This is a genomic window from Rhizobium oryzicola, assembly GCF_030504645.1.
In the GTDB taxonomy this organism is placed as follows: Bacteria; Pseudomonadota; Alphaproteobacteria; order Rhizobiales; family Rhizobiaceae; genus Neorhizobium; species Neorhizobium oryzicola.
The window spans coordinates 664,546-680,596 of record NZ_JAUKWQ010000002.1; the positions used below are offsets into that span (position 1 = coordinate 664,546).

The following is a 16,051-nucleotide window of genomic DNA, read 5'->3' on the forward strand; positions in this document are numbered from 1 at the left end:
CATGCTCGGCCTTGTGCCGAGCATCTACGGCTGTAGCGGCGTATGATCGGTAGAGTAATCTGGACCGTTGGCAGACCCTCGGGTCAAGCCCGAGGGTGACGACCGAAGCGGCCATATCGCCTCAAGCCGCCGAATTTCCATGGGTCAGGCTGGCGATCTTCTTCACATGTGAGACGGCGGCGGTTCCACCTGCGGTCTGGGTGAAGAGCGCGAGCTTTTCGTCGTCATCATCGGCAACCGGGGTCAGCGCCTTGTCCATATAGGTTTTCGAGGCCGGGTCCTTGGCGATGCGATAGGCCTGGAATGCGAGCTTGCCGATGACGCCGGCGAGCCGCACATGCTTCACCACCGTCCCCAGCGCAAAGCGCGGCCAGAAGATCAGCGGATGTTCTGCCTTCAGCCCGGGGCGGCGCTCGCTCGGATGTTTCAGGCGGATCAGGCCGCTCTGCAACGGATGCACGTTTTCCAGCGGCACGGTCGTTGCGAAGGAGACCAGCACCTTGACGAGGCTGGAGAGCGGGCCGCCGGTCGCAACCGCGCGGCGCAGCAGGGTCTTCATGTGATCGTTCGAATAATAGAGCGACCAAGCTTCCTGATAGATGCTCTCCCATTCCTCTTTGCTCATCTTCGGATGCGCGGTGCAGACATGCTCCACGTCGTAGATGTTGAGGTCAGGGTCCATCTCGACGCCCTTGCGCCAAAGGGTCTGGTGATCTTCCGAACCGGGCAGGGGGGTGAGCACGAAGAACTCGATCACATCGAGCGGCAGTTCTTCCTGGATGATGCGGATGTCGCGGCGGATCGAGTCCGGCGTGTCGGAGGGGAAACCGAGGATATAGCCCGCCAGCGTCAGGATGCCTTGCGCCTTCCAGGCCAGCAGCATCTTGCGATATTCGGTGATCTTGTTCTGATTCTTCTTGGCGGCGGTCAGGTTGTCGGGGTTGACGTTCTCAAGCCCGATAAACACGCGCGTCACGCCCGCCCGCTTGGATTTCTCGATGAAGTTTGGGATCTTGTGGCAGAGCGTATCGACCTGGATCATCAGGCCGAGTGGGATGCCTTCCTCTTCCTTCAGGTAGATCAGGCGGTCGTAGATCGCTTCCCAGTCCTTGTTGCGGGCAAAGTTGTCATCCGTGATGAAGAATTTATGGATGCCCTGTGCCCAGTTCATCCGCACCAGCCGTTCCACGTCATCCGCCGAGCGGAAGCGGGACTTGCGGCCCTGCACGTTGATGATGGTACAGAAGGAGCACTGGTATGGACAGCCGCGCCCCGCATCGAAGCTGGTGCTGAGACCGAGTGTGTGCTGGATCGTATCCTTCGGCAGGAAGGGCACCGGCGTGCCGATCATGCCCTGCAGGTCGTTCATGAAGTTATAGAGCGGCTTCAATTCGCCGGCCACCACATCGCGCAGCACCATTTCGAAGCGGCCTTCGGCCTCGCCGGCGAACATGGAAATGCCGAGTTCGCGGCATTCATCGAGGCCAATGGCGGTACCGTCCAGCATGGAGAGGCAACCGGAGACATGGAAACCTCCGATCGAGACGGCGATACCAGCTTTGCGGAAGGGGCGGGCGATATCGAGCGCACGCGGATACTGGTTCGACTGGACGCCGACCAGTCCGACCATGCCAAAATTGCCGTTCTGGCGGAAGCTCTCCACCAGTCCAGGAATGTCGATGCGGGTATTGGTCTCATCGATGACGGTGATGTCGATCGAAACATTCGCCCCGAGAACCTGCCGTTCTGCGCAATCGCGCGCGATGCCGTAAATGGCGGCCAGCGAGTTGGACGGGATCATGGCGCGCCACCAGCGGATGACGTAACCGTCATCGTCGTAATGCGACGGCTTTATAAGAACGAGTTGAAAGCGGCGATGAGCATTCTTGGAGGCATAGAGCAAACGAGGTTCTTTCTTGCGCGCACACTCCCGAAACCATATCCGGAAGGTCAGTCTGGCGTGGCCCTTCGCGCGTTTCCCCTAACGAAGCGATATCCCTAATCATGGATCTGCCAGGCGGCAGAGGACGGATCATCGAAAATCACTTTCGACGACTGTCAGCCTATTCTGGCAAATGCAAAGAGGCAAGCGGCGGTACCGCTTGCCTCTCATCAAGTCTTCGTCGGTCGTTTGCCGTCGCCACATACCGGCGACATTGTTCGAATCTCAGTGCGCAGTTGCTTGCCGGGACGTCAGTTCCTCAATGCCGACTTCCGCTTCGATCTCATCGCCGCGCGCCATCAGGTAAAGACCAACTATGAACGTCAGTGCCGCGATGAACAGCAGATACCAGGCATGTGCCATGGAATTGGTGGGCAGCATGGTGGAAATTGCCAGCGGCGTCAGCCCGCCAAAGATGGCGTAGGAGACGTTGTAGGAGAAGGAAAGCCCGCTGAAGCGCACCGGCGCCGGGAAGGCCCGCACCATCACATAGGGTACCGCACCCACCATGCCGACAGCCAAGCCCATCACCGCATAGAGCGCGAAGAGCACCGTCACCGAGACGGAGGCATAGGTATAGAAAGCGAAGGTAGCGACCGCAAAGAAGATGCTGGCCGGCACGAAGAAACGGCCGGAACCGACCTTGTCGACAATGGCGCCGGCGGAGGCTGTGCCGATGATCAGGAAGAGCGTGCCGAAGCTGGTGGCGGCCAGCGACATCTGCGCCGTGTAGCCATAAAGCTTTTGCAGGAAGGTCGCAGTCATCAGCGTCGTCACGACGATGCCGGCGGACAGGATCCAGGTCAGCAGCACGGAGATGATCACGCCACGGGTATAGTCGCGAAGCACGGCCTTCAGCGGCAGTTCCTTCACCAGCGCGCGGCTCTGTTTCATCTCCGCGAAGATCGGCGTTTCCTGCAGCCACTGGCGCAGATAGACGGCGATGAGCCCGAAGATGCCGCCGAGCAAGAAGGGGATGCGCCATGCGAACGCTGCCACCTGATCCGGCGTGAAGACTGTGTTGATGATGGTTGCGATGAAGGAACCCAGCAGGATGCCGAGCGTCAGACCGGAACAGAGGAAGCCGCAGGCAAAGCCGACGCGGCGGAAGGGCACGTGTTCGGCCACAAATGTCCAGGCGCCCGGCACCTCGCCACCGATGGCCGCACCCTGCAGGATGCGCATCACGATGAGCAGGATGGGCGCTGCAACGCCGATCGTGGCATAGGTCGGCATGGCCGCCATGCCCAGCGTTGATAGCGCCATCAGCAGGATCGAAAAGGCAAAGACACGCTTGCGGCCGAAGCGGTCGCCGAAATGCGCCATCACGATGCCACCCACGGGGCGCACCAGATAGCCGGCCGCAAAGATACCGAAGGTCTGGATCAGTACCAGCCAGTCCGGCATGTCGGCCGGGAAGAACAGCTTGCCGATGACGGTGGCGAAGAACACAAAGATGATGAAGTCGTAGAACTCCAGCGCCCCGCCCAGGGCCGAGAGGCCGAGTGTACGGAAATCTTGGGCGGTGAGACTGCGCGGAGCACCGATGGGGGCAGATGTGGCGGCGGACATGATGCAGACTTTTCTGATGGTTGTATCAGAAAGTCGTGCCGCGTCCTTGTCGCGATTTCAAGCGATTTTAACAGTTTTGCAAGGATTGCATTGCTGGTCTACCACAGGGCTTTGCTGAGAATGACGCTTCGATAGTTGGTGTGAGACCATTGCGTATGTTCGATAAACCGGAAGCCGAGCCGCCCGTACCAGTTCACGAGATGTGTGGCCGGTTCGGCCGTATCGAGCGCGAGTTCGGCTGCACCGCTGGCTCTGGCCAGCTGTTCTACTTCCCGCATCAGACGGAGCCCTATGCCCTTGGCCTGCAGGGACGGATCGACGGCAAATTGCGCCAGTGATGCGACATCCTTCCGGTCATACCAGGGGCAACCCCTCGTTTGGGCGGCATTTCGAAATAGGATCGTGCCGCACAACCGGCTGCCCTGAAACGCAAGGAGGCAGGTGCCTTGGCCAGCCCTTTCCCGTGTCACATCCACGCTTTGGTCAGTCGCCATGTACTTCAGCCCCATGCGGGCGAGACGTCCATAGGCCGCGTGCAGAAGCGTTGTGAGGTCTTCAATGGAATCTGTTGGCTCAATGGGACGAATGACGAGTTCGTCGCGGGCGGTATGAGTAACGTCCATTTTTCAAGCTCCTGATAGGCTTATTGTTTCTGGACGTCTTTCGTCGCTCCCACAATCGAGTTAGTGTGCGGGACTGGTCAGGAAATCTCACAGATGCGGACGTCACTTCCTCCCCTCAATGCGGTCAAGGCCTTCGAGGCGTCGGGCAGACTCTGTAGTCTCACGCTTGCCGCATCCGAGCTTGGCGTCACGCACGGCGCCCTCAGCCGCCAGATCAAGATCCTGGAGGATTGGCTGGGTGTTAGGTTGTTCGTGAGGGAAGGCCGAGGCATTAGCCTGACATCGGAGGGGCGGCAATTTCTGAAAGAGGCGACGAAAGCGCTCGATAAGCTCTCGCGCGCAGGCGAAGCGTTGGCCGGACAAAATGAACGGCGAGTGCTGCGCGTGAGTGCCTCGCAAACCTTCACCATGCGCTGGCTGATACAACGGCTGCCGTCATTTTCGACTGCCCACCCGGATATCGAAGTCCGCCTGTCTGCCTCCATCCTGCCACCGGATCAACTGACGGAGCGATTTGATCTGGCCATCCGCCGTGGCATGATCGGTAGATATGGAGAGAGCGTCCCCTTTTTGCGCGAGACCTGCGTGCCCGTGGCAAGCCCGGCCTTGCTGGCAAGGCAACCCGTTCATTCGTTCTCGGATTTGCAAGAGCATGTGCTGATCCATGCGCAATCCGTCGCCGATCTTTGGCCGCGATGGCTCCGGAGCGTCGGCATGCCGGAAATCGAGGGGCGGTCGCAATTGCGCTTCGATCCTCTTTATCACAGCCTGCAGGCCGCACTGGATGGCGTGGGCATCGCGATGGGACCGAGCGCCCTGGTGGCGGAGGATGTGAGGCAAGGGCGTCTTGTGCAGCTTTTCGCCGATCATCCGCTGGCCATGGACGACTTTCATGTGCTCATTGCGGATCAACCGCAATCGCTGCGGCATGCGCGGACATTCCGGGATTGGTTGCTTTCCGAAGGTGCTGATTCTTTTAGAGCGTCAGCACTTGAAGGGCAGGAATGAACTGGCCGTGCCGCCTTTCATGGCGGCGACGGTGAGCGCATTTGCGAGCTTGAAGTCGACCGGTGTCTGCGGGCAAACTGCAATGGATGCGAGACAGCCTGAGGCGATAAACGCCTCGTTGCTTTGGATGAACTCCTGGCTCACCGCCTCAAAGGGGAAGTGGGAGCGGGCCTTCTTCCATGCGTCTTGATAGATCTGGCATTTCTTGATTTGCCACGCCGTTGGGCTTTCCTCCGCGATTGCCGGAAAAGGTGAAAGCTGTGTGCAGACGGCAAGTCCGAGGAGCGCATTTCTCATGTCTGGTGCCGGTCATCTCTGGCTCACCGCTTCTGCGATGGCTTGGCCGATCTCTGCAATGGCGCGATTGCGATCATCCATCGAAGCCTTCGTGCCGGTCATATAGACGGCTGCGACGATCGGTTCGCGCTTGGGCGGCCACATGACGGCAATGACGCCACGTGTGCCGAAGCCGCCCGCCCCCGTTCGGTCTGCGATGATCCAGCTGGCTGGAACGCCTGCCCTCAGGAGCGGTCCACCCACCTCATCGGCGATCAGCCAGTCTTTCAGTTGCGCCCGATCAGCCGGTGGCAGGGCATTGCCCAAAAGCAGCGTTTTCAGCGTATTCGCCATGGCAGCCGGCGTGGTCGTGTCGCGCTCGTCCCCCGGCTTGCTTTCGTTCAGCTCCGGTTCGTTGCGATCGAGCCGCGTGGTGGTATCACCAATCTTCCGCAGGAACGCGGTGACCGCCTGTGGGCCGCCTAGCACCTCAAGCACCTTGTTGGCGGCGGTGTTATCGCTTGTGCGGAGCGTTTCCTGGCAGAGTTCAGCAGCGGTAATCTTTTGGCCCACGCGCTTCTTGGTGGCGGGCGCATATTCCAGAAGATCCTTCTTCTCAATCGTCACTTTTGTCGAAAGCGCCTTGTCGCCGGCATCCAGAAGGGCGCCGCAGGCGACAGCCTTGAATGTGCTTGCCATCGGAAAACGTTCGTTTTCCCGATAGGACCAGGTACGGCCGTCGCGGGTGTCGATGACAGTCAGGCCCACCTGCGCGTTTAGAGACTTCTCCGCCAACTGTGCGGCAGCGACGATCCCGCTGTCTTCTGCGGCCAAGGCGACCGAGGAGAGAAGCGGAAACACCGCCACCAGCGCCGAAATCATAATTCTCATCGCCATATCCCTCGCATGCGATCCGCAAAACAGGCGAAAGCCTGCCTGAGGGCCAGCTTATGCCGTGGCAATCACGACAAACTCAGGGCGTCGGCGGGGAAAGAATGTGGCTAATCCCACTTATCGCGGATCAGGTTTTCTCGATGCGAAGTAAGAGCGCCGTAGTGTCATCCGACTGCTTGAAGCGGGGATATTGAAGCGCATTCGGATCGATCTCGCGCTCAAAGCGGCGCAATTCCGCAATCAGCGATTTGAGGCCTGCCGTTGCCGCGCGGCGGATCAGGCTGCCTGCATCATAGGCGTGGTAAAGGGCGACCAGATCCACCAGACCATCCGAGCAGATGATGGCGGTTGCGCCGCCGGACATGGCGATCTCCTGCGAGGTCAGGTGGTCTGCTACCTCAGGCACCAGCCCGAAGGACCAGCCGCGCCCGCCCGGCGTATTCTGGCCTTCGCGGCTCTTGCGCAGATCCGCCAGTGTCGTCGGATCGTTGACGATGGAGCTTGCGCCGCCCATGCCGCCGATGCGCTCAAGATGTGCCCTTGCGGCCGTCTGTTCGCGTTCGAAGGCATCCGGTCGCGCAGCCAGAAACTCGCTGCGCCCATCATCGTGCAGAAGATAGACGGCACTGTCGCCAAGCCCCGTGAAGGTGACGCCACCGTCCACGGCATTCAGCGCGGCAAACGCCGCCAGCGGCCAGGCATAGCGCGGCTGTTCGCCAGCGGTCGCGAAAAACACCTCGCGTGCATCCGTGGAAATCCGGCGCACAAGTTCGCGGATGTCGATACCTGCCTGCCAGTCCCGCGTCAGCCGCTCCATGGCGAATTCCGCCATCCAGGCGGCATCCGAGCCATAGCCATCCATGAACTGCTGGTCGCCAAGACCGGTCGCGCCATCCAGCACGAAGGCGGCGTGATTGTTGTAGCCGGCGCGGTCTTCATTCGCCCGGCCAAACTTGCCGGGATCGCTGACGGCGTCGATGATATTCAAATGGATGGGCATGGGACTATTCGAACCTGTCGATGATGCTGATGCCGCTTTCGCGGAAGCTGTCCATGGCGGGCAGGGCGGTCACCGCGTCCGTCAGGCTGATATGGCGTCCGATCAGCTTTTCGGGGTGAAGCGAGCCTGCCTCGATCATCGCCAGCATGGCGTCATAGCGCCAGGACTGCATGCCGTGGCTGCCATAGATTTCCAGCTCATGGGCGATCACCCGCGCCATGGGGATCTGCGGCGTGGCGTGATCCGCCAGCATCAGGCCCACCTGCACGTGGCGGCCGCGGCGCCTAAGATTGGAGATCGAGTTGCAGCAGGTCTGCGGATGACCAAGAGCATCGACCGAGACATGTGCGCCACCACCGGTCGCATCGCGCACGGCCTGGATGACATCATCCACGTCACGGCTGTTGATGGCGATCTCGGCACCGAGGTCGCGCGCCAGCGCCAGCTTGTCCTCGGCGATATCGATCGCCACGACACGGGCGCCGAGCGCCTTGCCGATCATGATCGCCGAGAGGCCGACACCGCCGCAACCATGCACGGCAAGCCATTCGCCACCCTTCAGCCGGCCCTGATCCACGACGGCCCGGAAGGATGTGGCGAACCGGCAGCCGAGGCTGGCAGCCGTTGCATAGGACATGCTGTCCGGCAGGTGTACTAGGTTCTGATCGGCATGATGAATGCCGACATATTCCGCAAACGAACCCCAATGGGTAAAGCCCGGCTGGAACTGTTCCTCGCAGACCTGCTGGTTGCCGGAGCGGCATTCGTGGCAGTGGCCGCAACCGGAGACGAAGGGAACGGTGACGCGATCGCCGACCTTGAAGCGGCGGATATCGGCGCCGACAGCCGTGATCACGCCGGCAAACTCATGGCCCGGCACATGCGGAAGGCTGATGTCGCTGTCGTGACCCATCCAGCCATGCCAGTCGCTGCGGCAGAGCCCGGTCGCCTTGACCTCGATCACCACGCCATCCGGTGCCGGGGTCGGATCCGGAAGCGTTGCAACGCGTGGGGTTTCGCCGAACTTTTCGAAATATAGGGCCCGCATGGCTACTCCTTCATCTGCTGGGCGAAGGAGTAGCCTGATTTGGATTAATCCGCCAGAACCATCAGGTCGTCGGCTGCGACCTTCAGGGTCACGGTTTCGCCGACGGCGGGCGGCGCGCGGCCCGGATCGTTGAACATGTCGAAGGAGAGGACGGGGCCGCCGACATCGAGCTTGGTGCGGATCACCGAGCCGAGGAAGTGGCTGGAGGCGACCTTGCCGTTGATGGCGATATCGCCACGCGCGCCTTCGGCCAGCGAGCCGCATTCCGGGCGCATTGCCACGGTGATCTTTTCGCCTTCGCCTTTCGGCAGCGGCTTCTTCAGAGACACCACCTGCTCGCCGAGCTTGACGGTGCTTTCCGATGCGTTGACGACGGTCGCGTCGATCAGGCTCAGCGTGCCGACGAATGAGGCAACGAAGCGTGTGGCCGGGCGGTTGTAGATCTCGAAGGGCGTGCCGATCTGGTCGGCGCGGCCGGCATTCATGACGACGATGCGGTCGGAGATCGACAGCGCCTCTTCCTGGTCATGCGTCACGAACACGGTGGTGATGCCGAGCTGCTGCTGGATCTGGCGGATTTCCTCGCGCAGCGACACGCGGATCTTGGCGTCGAGGGCCGAGAGCGGCTCATCGAGCAGCAGGACCTGTGGCTTGGGCGCGAGCGCACGGGCGAGCGCCACGCGCTGCTGCTGGCCGCCGGACATCTGATAGGGATAGCGGTCGGCCAGATGTTCCAGATGGATCAGCTTCAGCATTTCCTGCACGCGGGCGGCAATTTCCGCCTTCGGCTTGCCGGCGATCTTCAGGCCGAACGCGACGTTGTCGAACACGTTCATGTTCGGAAACAGCGCATAGGCCTGGAACACCATGCCGATATTGCGCTGGTTCGGCTTCAACTCGGTCTGGTCGCGGCCGTTGATGACGATCGAGCCGCCGGTCGGGGTCTCAAAGCCGGCGATCATGCGCAAGACGGTGGTCTTGCCGCAGCCGGACGGGCCGAGGAAGGAGATGAACTCGCCTTTCTCTATCGCCATGTTGAAGTCATGCACGACCTTGGTGGGACCGAAGGATTTCTGGAGATGGGTGAGGGTCAGGAAGCTCATGGATCTGTCTTTCCTCAAACCGGACGCTGCGCGGATTTCTGGAAGCGGGAAACAAGCTGGATCAGCCCAAGGCAGCCCCAGGTGATGACGAAGGCGATAACGGCGAGTGCCGCGGGCTCATAGGCGCGGTTGGCGCCGAGAAGCTGCATGTAAGGACCGAAGGCGGGGCGGTTCAGAAGGGCGGCCATGGTGAATTCGCCGATGACGATGGCAAAGGTCAGGAAGGCGCCCGACAGGACGGCCAGCAGCACATTCGGCAGGATGACCTTGCCGATGATGGTGAACCAGCCGGCGCCCATGCTCTGGGCAGCTTCCGTCAACGTGGTGACGTCGATCGTGCGCAGACCGGTATCGACGGCACGGTACATGTAGGGCAAAGCAAGCGTCGTGTAGCCGAAGACCAGTAGCGCATCGGTGCCGAGCGAGGTGGCCGTCAGCGGCAGCCAGCTCGACGTATTGTAGAGGCGGATATAGCCGAACACGATGACGATGGCCGGGATGACCAGCGGCAGAAGCGTGATGAATTCGATATAGGGGCGGAGCCAGGGCAGCTTCAGGCGCACCCAGTAGGCGGTCGGCACCACCAGTACCACGCCGACGATGATGGTCAGCAGCGCCAGCGTCACGGAATAGGTGAAGGTCTGCTGGAAGCGCGGGTCGCCAAGAACCACCGCATACGCATCGAAAGAATAGACGCCGCGCCGCATCTTCAGCGAGAAATTGGTCATGCCGATCAGCGGAAGGATGAAGTAGAGGAGGCCGACGATCAGAGCCCCCCAGGCCCAGAAGCGCTTCATTTCATCCACCTTTCGCTGCGGGCGCGAAGCCAGACATAGATTGCATTGGCAAGGCCCGTGACGACGATCATGCCGAAGGCGAGCGCATAGCCAAGATTGGGATTACCGAGCACGTCGCCGCGGATCTGCGCATAGAGCAGGATCGGCACGATGCTGAGCGACGAACCTGTCAGCGCAATCGCGGTCGCGACAGCACCGAAGGAATTGGCAAACAGCAGCGCAAAGGTGCCGAGAATGGACGGCAGCAGGATCGGGAAGGCGACGAGGCGCCAGTATTGTGCATTTGTGGCGCCAAGAATGGAGGCAGCTTCGCGCCATTCCCGCTTCAGGCCATCCAGCGCCGGCGTGATGATCAGGATCATCAGCGGGATCTGGAAGAAGAGATAGGTGATCGTCAGGCCCCAGAAGGAGAGAAGGTTGAAACCCATGGCGCGCAGGTTGATGTCGAAATCATCGCGCAGGAAGAGCGTGATGAAACCGGCGGGACCCAGCGTTGCGATGAAGGCGAAGGCCAGCGGCACGCCGGCGAAATTGGAGGCGACGCCGGAAAAGGTCATCAGCGGGCCGCGGATTGCCTGCGGCAAGCCGCCCAGCACCAAAGCGGCGGACATCGCAAAGCCAATCAGGCAGCCGAGAAGCGCCGAGGCAAAGCTGATGCGGATCGAAATATCGAAGGCCGCGAGGATCGAGGGCGTGAAGAGATTGTAGAGATTGGTGACGGTGAAGCCGCCCTCGGGCGTCTGAAATGCGCCCACCGCGATCTTCATCGTCGGCAGGATCAGAAACAGCAGGACAAAGATGGTGAAGGGCACGACGCCCAGCCAATGGAGCGGCAGGCGGATGCGCTCGGCCCGCACGGTGTCGGCAATCTCGACGTGTGTTGTCATTCCCCTCGGCCCGCTTCTTCATGGAACGGCATTATCACTTTGGTCATATCATGAACCGCCGCTTCGGTCCTGACAACTGAAGCGGCGGCCTATTCTGGCAAAGGTTGTGCTTTACTTCACGTTGGCGCCGACAACCTTGTCCCAACCAGCCTTGACGGCTGCGGAGTTTTCATCAACTTCCGAAAGCGTCGGGAAGTAAGCCTTTTCGTAGGATGATGCCGGCGGCAGCTTGTCGAGCAGGTCCTTTGGAACCTTGCCGGCCTTGGTCAGCGCGTTGAAGCGAGCCGGGTGGCAATAGCCCTTCAGCCATGCGATCTGGCCGTCGTCGGAATACAGATGCTCCATCCACAGCTTTGCAGCGTTCGGATGCGGAGCGTAGGCGGAAATGCCCTGAACGTAGACGCCAGCCAGTTCGCCCTTTTCCGGAACGACGATTTCAACCGGCGGGTTGCCCTTCAGCGTGTCCTTGGCGGCCAGCGCGTTGTAGTCCCACATCACGACGATCGGCGTTGCGCCCTGAGCGAGCGTACCGGCCTTGCCGATGACGGGAACGAAGTTGCCAGCCTTGTTGAGCTCGGCGAAGTACTTCAGACCGGCTTCACCGGCATCCTTGCCAGCCTTGGCGCCGGTGGAGAGACCAGCCGACAGAAGAGCGAGAATGGCCTGGTTGGAGGCGCGCGGGTCACCGGCGAGAGCAACCTGACCGGCATATTCCTTCTTCTTCAGGTCTTCCCAGCTCTTCGGCGTGTTCTTGACCAGGTCCTTGTTCACCAGGAAGGCCATGGCGCCGTAATAGTCGCCGTACCAGTAGCCTTCGGCGTCCTTGATATTGTCCGGAATCTCGGCCCAGGTGGAAACCTTGTAAGGCTGCAGCAGGCCTTCCTTCTTCATCTGCGGGCCGAAAGCGAGACCGACGTCGACAACGTCAGGAGCCTGCGGGCCCTTGTTGTCCTTGTTGGCCTTGATCGCTTCGACTTCGTCAGCGGAGCCGGCATCCGGGTTCAGTTCGTTGACCTTGATTTCCGGATACTTCTTCTGGAAGGCGGCAATCACGTCGCCATAGCCGCACCAGTCGTGGGGCAGGGCGATGGTGGTGAGCGCGCCTTCCTTCTTGGCAGCTGCGATCAGTTCTGCGCTCGGCTCTGCAAAAGCGGCGCTGGTCGAAACAACGGCGATGGCCGTCGTGAGCGACAGAAGACGATTGATCTTGGACATCGATTTCCTCCTGAGGGTTTAAAGCGTGTCGGGCGCCACTCGTAGTGACAGTTGATGAATGGGATGTGACAGTGCGTGTGGTTGATTTCGTGTTGCGTTTTTTAGGTTTGCGGCTTGGCTTTCCTGTTTTTCGAGGGGGGGAATGGCGTGCGGGTATTTTCGGGTCTGCGAAAGAGGCGGCTGCGTTCAAACAGAGCCTCCAGCGAGTCCATGCGTCTGCGCGTTTTGTCCCAGGCTGCACTCTGAACCGCCTCGATCAGGGCCTCGACGGTAAAGAGCGTGACGACAGAGGAATCCCACGCTGAGGGCGCTTCGATGCGTAATTTGAAGACATGCGACGCATGCCGCGCGACGGGCGATACCCAGATGTCCGTAAAGAGGATGATCACGACGCCTGCCGCGGCGGCCGCTTCCGCCAAAGTCGCCATTTCCTGTTCGTAGCGGCGGATATCAAAAATCACCAGCACATCGCCGGCATTCATGTTCAACACATATTGCGGCCATGAGCTGCGGTTGGTCGATATCTGCGTCGTCTTCGAGCGGATGACCTGCATATGCGTGAAAAAGTATTCCGCCAGCGCGCCGGTGATGCGGCCCCCGACGAAGTAGATGCTGCGCTTTTCGTCCTTCAGCAGGTCGGCCGCGCCATCGAAAGTGGCCGTGTCGAGGCCAGATAGGCTTTCCCTGAGGTTCTCAGTGATCGCCTCGGCAAAGCGGTTGAGGATATGGCCGGTCGGCGCCTTGGCGGCCCAGCGGTCGTGCTTGGCGATGGGGTTGGAAATGGTCGCTTCCAGCTCCTGGTGCAGATGCGCCTGAAACTCCGGATAGCCCTTGTAGCCGAGCTTTTGCACCATTCGGGCAACGGTCGGGGTGGACACACCGGCATTGTCAGCGGTCACGGTAATGCTGCCCAGACCCGAGACCGGATAGTTCTCGAGCAGGGTGTCGGCCAGCTTTTTCTCCGCGGGCGTCAGTCCGTCATAATGCAAACGAATGACGTCCAGCACGGTGCGCGCAGACGTGGACACGTGTTGAGGTTCCCCTCCGGTCTTTGCCGGTTTCGGTGGGATTAAGCTGTCATAATTCACGGGAGTCAATCCGGCGCCCTGAAAAGATTTCTTCCTCTCCCCGTTGACGAGCGACGGGTTATGAAGAATTCTCTTCTGTATCGGAAATGTGAAACCGAACTCCGGAGCAGATGACATGCTCGTGCAAACGGATCTTTTGACAGAGGCTGACGGCGATCCCGTTGCTGTGGAAAATCTGCTTGGCACCAGCCCTGTGCTTCTGGTCTGCGAGCACGCCTCCAGGCTGCTGCCGGAAAAGCTTGGCAACCTCGGCCTTTCCGATGAGGCTCTCTCCTCGCACATTGCCTGGGATCCAGGAGCCCTCGACGTTGCGAGCTTGATGGCAAGGAGCCTCGACGCTACGCTCATCTCGCAACGATTTTCGCGCCTGGTCTATGATTGCAACCGGCCGCCGGAATCGCCGGCGGCGATGCGCGATGTCAGCGAAGTCTTTCGTATTCCCGGCAATGAGAACTTGAGCGATGCGGAGAAAGCGCGGCGTACGAATGCGCTCTACCATCCTTTTCAGAACCGGATCCGCGACGAGATCGCGGCGCGCAAGGGCAGGGGGCAGGCGACGGTTCTCGTGACGGTTCACAGCTTTACGCCGGTCTATTTCGGCAAGCCGCGGGCCGTTGAAATTGGCATCCTGCATGAGCGGGACGCGCGTCTGGCCGATGCCATGTTGGACGCGGCCAAGGATACGAAACTCTACCGCATGGAGCGGAACGAGCCTTACGGGCCGGCGGACGGGGTGACCCATACGCTGGAACTGCATGCCATGCCTGATGGCCTGCTGAATGTGATGATCGAAATCAGAAACGACCTGATTGCAGAGGAGGTCGGCCGGGGGGTCGTGGCCGATTTTCTCTCCGGGCTGCTGCGCGAGAGCATCTCCAGCATCACCGGCACTTAAAAAAGAAAAGACCCCGCGGGAGCAGTTGTTTTGCGTGACCGCAGCGAAAGCTGCGTGAGTTCAAACTCGAAATCCAGCCGGACGGCATGAGATTTCGCGAACAGGGGAACGTCATGTCTGGGTACACTGAAAATGATAAGAAGCAGGACATTCATATCCTGCACTCAATGGGTTATGCGCAGGAACTCGAGCGGCGTATGAGCTCGTTTTCCAACTTCGCCATTTCCTTTTCCATCATCTGCATTCTCTCCGGCGGCATCAACTCGCTGGGACAAGCAACCGCCGGTGCCGGTGGTGCCTCGATCGGGATCGGCTGGCCGCTCGGCTGCCTGATTTCGGGCATCTTCGCGCTGGGCTTAGCGCAGATCAGCTCCGCCTATCCCACGGCAGGCGGCCTTTATCATTGGGGTTCGATCCTTGGAAACCGCTTCACCGGCTGGCTGTCGGCGTGGCTCAATCTGCTGGGACTGGTCACGGTTCTCGGCGCCATCAATGTCGGCACCTTCTACTTCTTCTTCGGTGCTTTCGGTCCGCAATTCGGTATCGAGGACACGCTGGTGCATCGCGTCGTCTTCGTGGCCGTCATTACCGGCCTGCAGGCGGTCATCAACCACTTCGGTATCGGCCTGACGGCAAAGCTCACTGACTTTTCCGGCTACCTGATCTTTGCGACCGCTGTCATCCTGACGATCGTCTGCCTTGCCAGTGCGCCGAGCTACGAGATCAGCCGCCTCTTCACCTTCGCCAACTATACCGGCCAGCCGACCGTTGCCGCTGACGGCACGCTCACCGGGCCTGCGGTGTGGCCCAATGTCGTCTCGGGCGGCATGGCATTCCTGCTCGGACTGCTTTTGCCGATCTACACGATCACCGGCTATGACGCTTCCGCTCATACCTCGGAAGAGACCGTCAAGGCAGCCGTCTCGGTGCCGAAGGGCATGGTGTCGTCGGTCATCTGGTCAACGGTATTCGGTTACGTGATGCTCTGCGCTTTCGTGCTGATGATCCCTAATATGGAAGACGCCGCGAAGCAGGGCTGGAACGTGTTCTTCTGGGCGATGGATGCGCAGGTGAATGCGACGCTGAAGACTATTCTCTACGTGTTGATCTTCATCTCGCAGCTTCTTTGCGGTCTTGCGACCGTCACGTCCGTCTCGCGCATGATCTTCGCCTTCTCGCGTGACAAGGGGCTCCCGGCCTCCAGCACGCTGGCCAAGGTCAGCCCGAAATACCGAACCCCCGTTGCCGCCATCTGGACGGGCGCGGTTCTGGCCGTCCTCTTCGTATGGTTCACCTCGGCAATCACCATTGCCGGAACGCCCGCCTACTCCATCGTGGTGTCCTGCACGGTCATCTTCATCTTCCTGTCCTTCATCCTGCCGATCGTCCTCGGCTTTACGGCGATCGGAACGTCGAAGTGGCCGACTATGGGGCCATGGAACATGGGGATCGGCACCTACAAGCTGGTCACCGTTCTGGCGGTGATCTCCATGATCATCATCTTCTACATCGGCATTCAGCCGCCGAACGACTGGGCGCTGGAAATCACCGTCGGCTTCCTGGTGCTGACGGCGATTGTCTGGTTTGCCTTTGAAAACCGCCGCTTCATGGGCCCGCCGATCGGCGACGCCATTGCCAAGCGCAAGGCGGATATCGCTGCGGCAGAGGCTGCCGTCGGCGAAGCCTGATCAGGCTTGCCATCA

Annotated in this window: 15 protein-coding genes; 3 read left to right on the plus strand and 12 right to left on the minus strand. The window is 60.5% G+C overall.

All coding sequences use genetic code 11. The features are described 5' to 3' along the window. Positions 1–121: 121 nt before the first annotated feature. The 3 genes from Q2T52_RS10475 to Q2T52_RS10485 all read right to left on the minus strand — a co-directional run bounded on the left by Q2T52_RS10475 (position 122) and on the right by Q2T52_RS10485 (position 4,137). Positions 122–1,903: a B12-binding domain-containing radical SAM protein gene (locus Q2T52_RS10475; RefSeq protein WP_302076666.1), complete on the minus strand. Its 1,782-nt coding sequence runs from the start codon at positions 1,901–1,903 to the stop codon at positions 122–124. 264 nt (positions 1,904–2,167) lie between these two features. Further along, the gene (locus tag Q2T52_RS10480) at positions 2,168–3,514 is read right to left on the minus strand and encodes an MFS transporter (protein ID WP_302076667.1); all 1,347 of its coding nucleotides are present in this window, start codon (positions 3,512–3,514) and stop codon (positions 2,168–2,170) included. 98 nt (positions 3,515–3,612) lie between these two features. Then, complete coding sequence (locus Q2T52_RS10485) at positions 3,613–4,137, minus strand: GNAT family N-acetyltransferase (RefSeq protein ID WP_302076668.1); 525 nt, start codon at positions 4,135–4,137, stop codon at positions 3,613–3,615. A gap of 93 nt (positions 4,138–4,230) precedes the next feature. Between Q2T52_RS10485 and Q2T52_RS10490 the strand changes: the two genes are divergently transcribed. Next, positions 4,231–5,145, plus strand: a complete 915-nt coding sequence (locus Q2T52_RS10490) for a LysR substrate-binding domain-containing protein (RefSeq protein ID WP_302076669.1) — start codon at positions 4,231–4,233, stop codon at positions 5,143–5,145. Here the strand turns inward: Q2T52_RS10490 and Q2T52_RS10495 are convergent. From Q2T52_RS10495 to Q2T52_RS10535, 9 genes are all read right to left on the minus strand, one after another. Continuing rightward, positions 5,122–5,442 (minus strand): hypothetical protein, encoded by a 321-nt coding sequence (locus Q2T52_RS10495; protein ID WP_302076670.1) that lies wholly within the window; start codon positions 5,440–5,442, stop codon positions 5,122–5,124. The genes Q2T52_RS10490 and Q2T52_RS10495 overlap by 24 nt on opposite strands. 12 nt (positions 5,443–5,454) lie before the next feature. After that, positions 5,455–6,312: a class A beta-lactamase gene (gene bla / locus Q2T52_RS10500; RefSeq protein ID WP_302076671.1), complete on the minus strand. Its 858-nt coding sequence runs from the start codon at positions 6,310–6,312 to the stop codon at positions 5,455–5,457. A gap of 130 nt (positions 6,313–6,442) precedes the next feature. Then, entirely contained in the window at positions 6,443–7,315 is an 873-nt protein-coding gene (locus Q2T52_RS10505; protein ID WP_302076672.1) for a hypothetical protein, read from the minus strand. A 4-nt stretch (positions 7,316–7,319) separates the two neighbouring features. Then, complete coding sequence (locus Q2T52_RS10510) at positions 7,320–8,363, minus strand: zinc-dependent alcohol dehydrogenase family protein (RefSeq protein ID WP_302076673.1); 1,044 nt, start codon at positions 8,361–8,363, stop codon at positions 7,320–7,322. A gap of 44 nt (positions 8,364–8,407) precedes the next feature. Continuing rightward, complete coding sequence (locus Q2T52_RS10515; protein WP_302076674.1) at positions 8,408–9,466, minus strand: ABC transporter ATP-binding protein; 1,059 nt, start codon at positions 9,464–9,466, stop codon at positions 8,408–8,410. A 14-nt stretch (positions 9,467–9,480) separates the two neighbouring features. Continuing rightward, positions 9,481–10,263, minus strand: a complete 783-nt coding sequence (locus Q2T52_RS10520; protein ID WP_302076675.1) for an ABC transporter permease — start codon at positions 10,261–10,263, stop codon at positions 9,481–9,483. Further along, the gene (locus Q2T52_RS10525) at positions 10,260–11,150 is read right to left on the minus strand and encodes an ABC transporter permease (RefSeq protein WP_302076676.1); all 891 of its coding nucleotides are present in this window, start codon (positions 11,148–11,150) and stop codon (positions 10,260–10,262) included. The genes Q2T52_RS10520 and Q2T52_RS10525 overlap by 4 nt, the downstream gene beginning before the upstream one ends. Before the next feature lie 111 nt (positions 11,151–11,261). Then, positions 11,262–12,365 (minus strand): ABC transporter substrate-binding protein, encoded by a 1,104-nt coding sequence (locus tag Q2T52_RS10530; protein ID WP_302076677.1) that lies wholly within the window; start codon positions 12,363–12,365, stop codon positions 11,262–11,264. 101 nt (positions 12,366–12,466) lie between these two features. Further along, complete coding sequence (locus Q2T52_RS10535) at positions 12,467–13,393, minus strand: MurR/RpiR family transcriptional regulator (protein ID WP_302076678.1); 927 nt, start codon at positions 13,391–13,393, stop codon at positions 12,467–12,469. 175 nt (positions 13,394–13,568) lie between these two features. On the opposite strand from Q2T52_RS10535, the gene Q2T52_RS10540 reads away from it, so the two are divergent. Together Q2T52_RS10540 and Q2T52_RS10545 are read left to right on the plus strand one after the other, a co-directional pair. Further along, positions 13,569–14,348: an N-formylglutamate amidohydrolase gene (locus tag Q2T52_RS10540; RefSeq protein ID WP_302076679.1), complete on the plus strand. Its 780-nt coding sequence runs from the start codon at positions 13,569–13,571 to the stop codon at positions 14,346–14,348. Between the two features lie 113 nt (positions 14,349–14,461). Beyond that, positions 14,462–16,036: an amino acid permease gene (locus Q2T52_RS10545; protein WP_302076680.1), complete on the plus strand. Its 1,575-nt coding sequence runs from the start codon at positions 14,462–14,464 to the stop codon at positions 16,034–16,036. Positions 16,037–16,051 lie beyond the last annotated feature (15 nt).

Coding starts and splice junctions, on each gene's coding strand:
- Q2T52_RS10480 (WP_302076667.1), bottom strand. CDS start 3,514: ATGTCCGCCGCCACATCTGCCCCCATCGGTGCTCCGCGCAGTCTCACC.
- Q2T52_RS10485 (WP_302076668.1), bottom strand. CDS start 4,137: ATGGACGTTACTCATACCGCCCGCGACGAACTCGTCATTCGTCCCATT.
- Q2T52_RS10490 (WP_302076669.1), top strand. CDS start 4,231: ATGCGGACGTCACTTCCTCCCCTCAATGCGGTCAAGGCCTTCGAGGCG.
- Q2T52_RS10495 (WP_302076670.1), bottom strand. CDS start 5,442: ATGAGAAATGCGCTCCTCGGACTTGCCGTCTGCACACAGCTTTCACCT.
- bla (WP_302076671.1), bottom strand. CDS start 6,312: ATGAGAATTATGATTTCGGCGCTGGTGGCGGTGTTTCCGCTTCTCTCC.
- Q2T52_RS10505 (WP_302076672.1), bottom strand. CDS start 7,315: ATGCCCATCCATTTGAATATCATCGACGCCGTCAGCGATCCCGGCAAG.
- Q2T52_RS10510 (WP_302076673.1), bottom strand. CDS start 8,363: ATGCGGGCCCTATATTTCGAAAAGTTCGGCGAAACCCCACGCGTTGCA.
- Q2T52_RS10515 (WP_302076674.1), bottom strand. CDS start 9,466: ATGAGCTTCCTGACCCTCACCCATCTCCAGAAATCCTTCGGTCCCACC.
- Q2T52_RS10520 (WP_302076675.1), bottom strand. CDS start 10,263: ATGAAGCGCTTCTGGGCCTGGGGGGCTCTGATCGTCGGCCTCCTCTAC.
- Q2T52_RS10525 (WP_302076676.1), bottom strand. CDS start 11,150: ATGACAACACACGTCGAGATTGCCGACACCGTGCGGGCCGAGCGCATC.
- Q2T52_RS10530 (WP_302076677.1), bottom strand. CDS start 12,365: ATGTCCAAGATCAATCGTCTTCTGTCGCTCACGACGGCCATCGCCGTT.
- Q2T52_RS10540 (WP_302076679.1), top strand. CDS start 13,569: ATGCTCGTGCAAACGGATCTTTTGACAGAGGCTGACGGCGATCCCGTT.
- Q2T52_RS10545 (WP_302076680.1), top strand. CDS start 14,462: ATGTCTGGGTACACTGAAAATGATAAGAAGCAGGACATTCATATCCTG.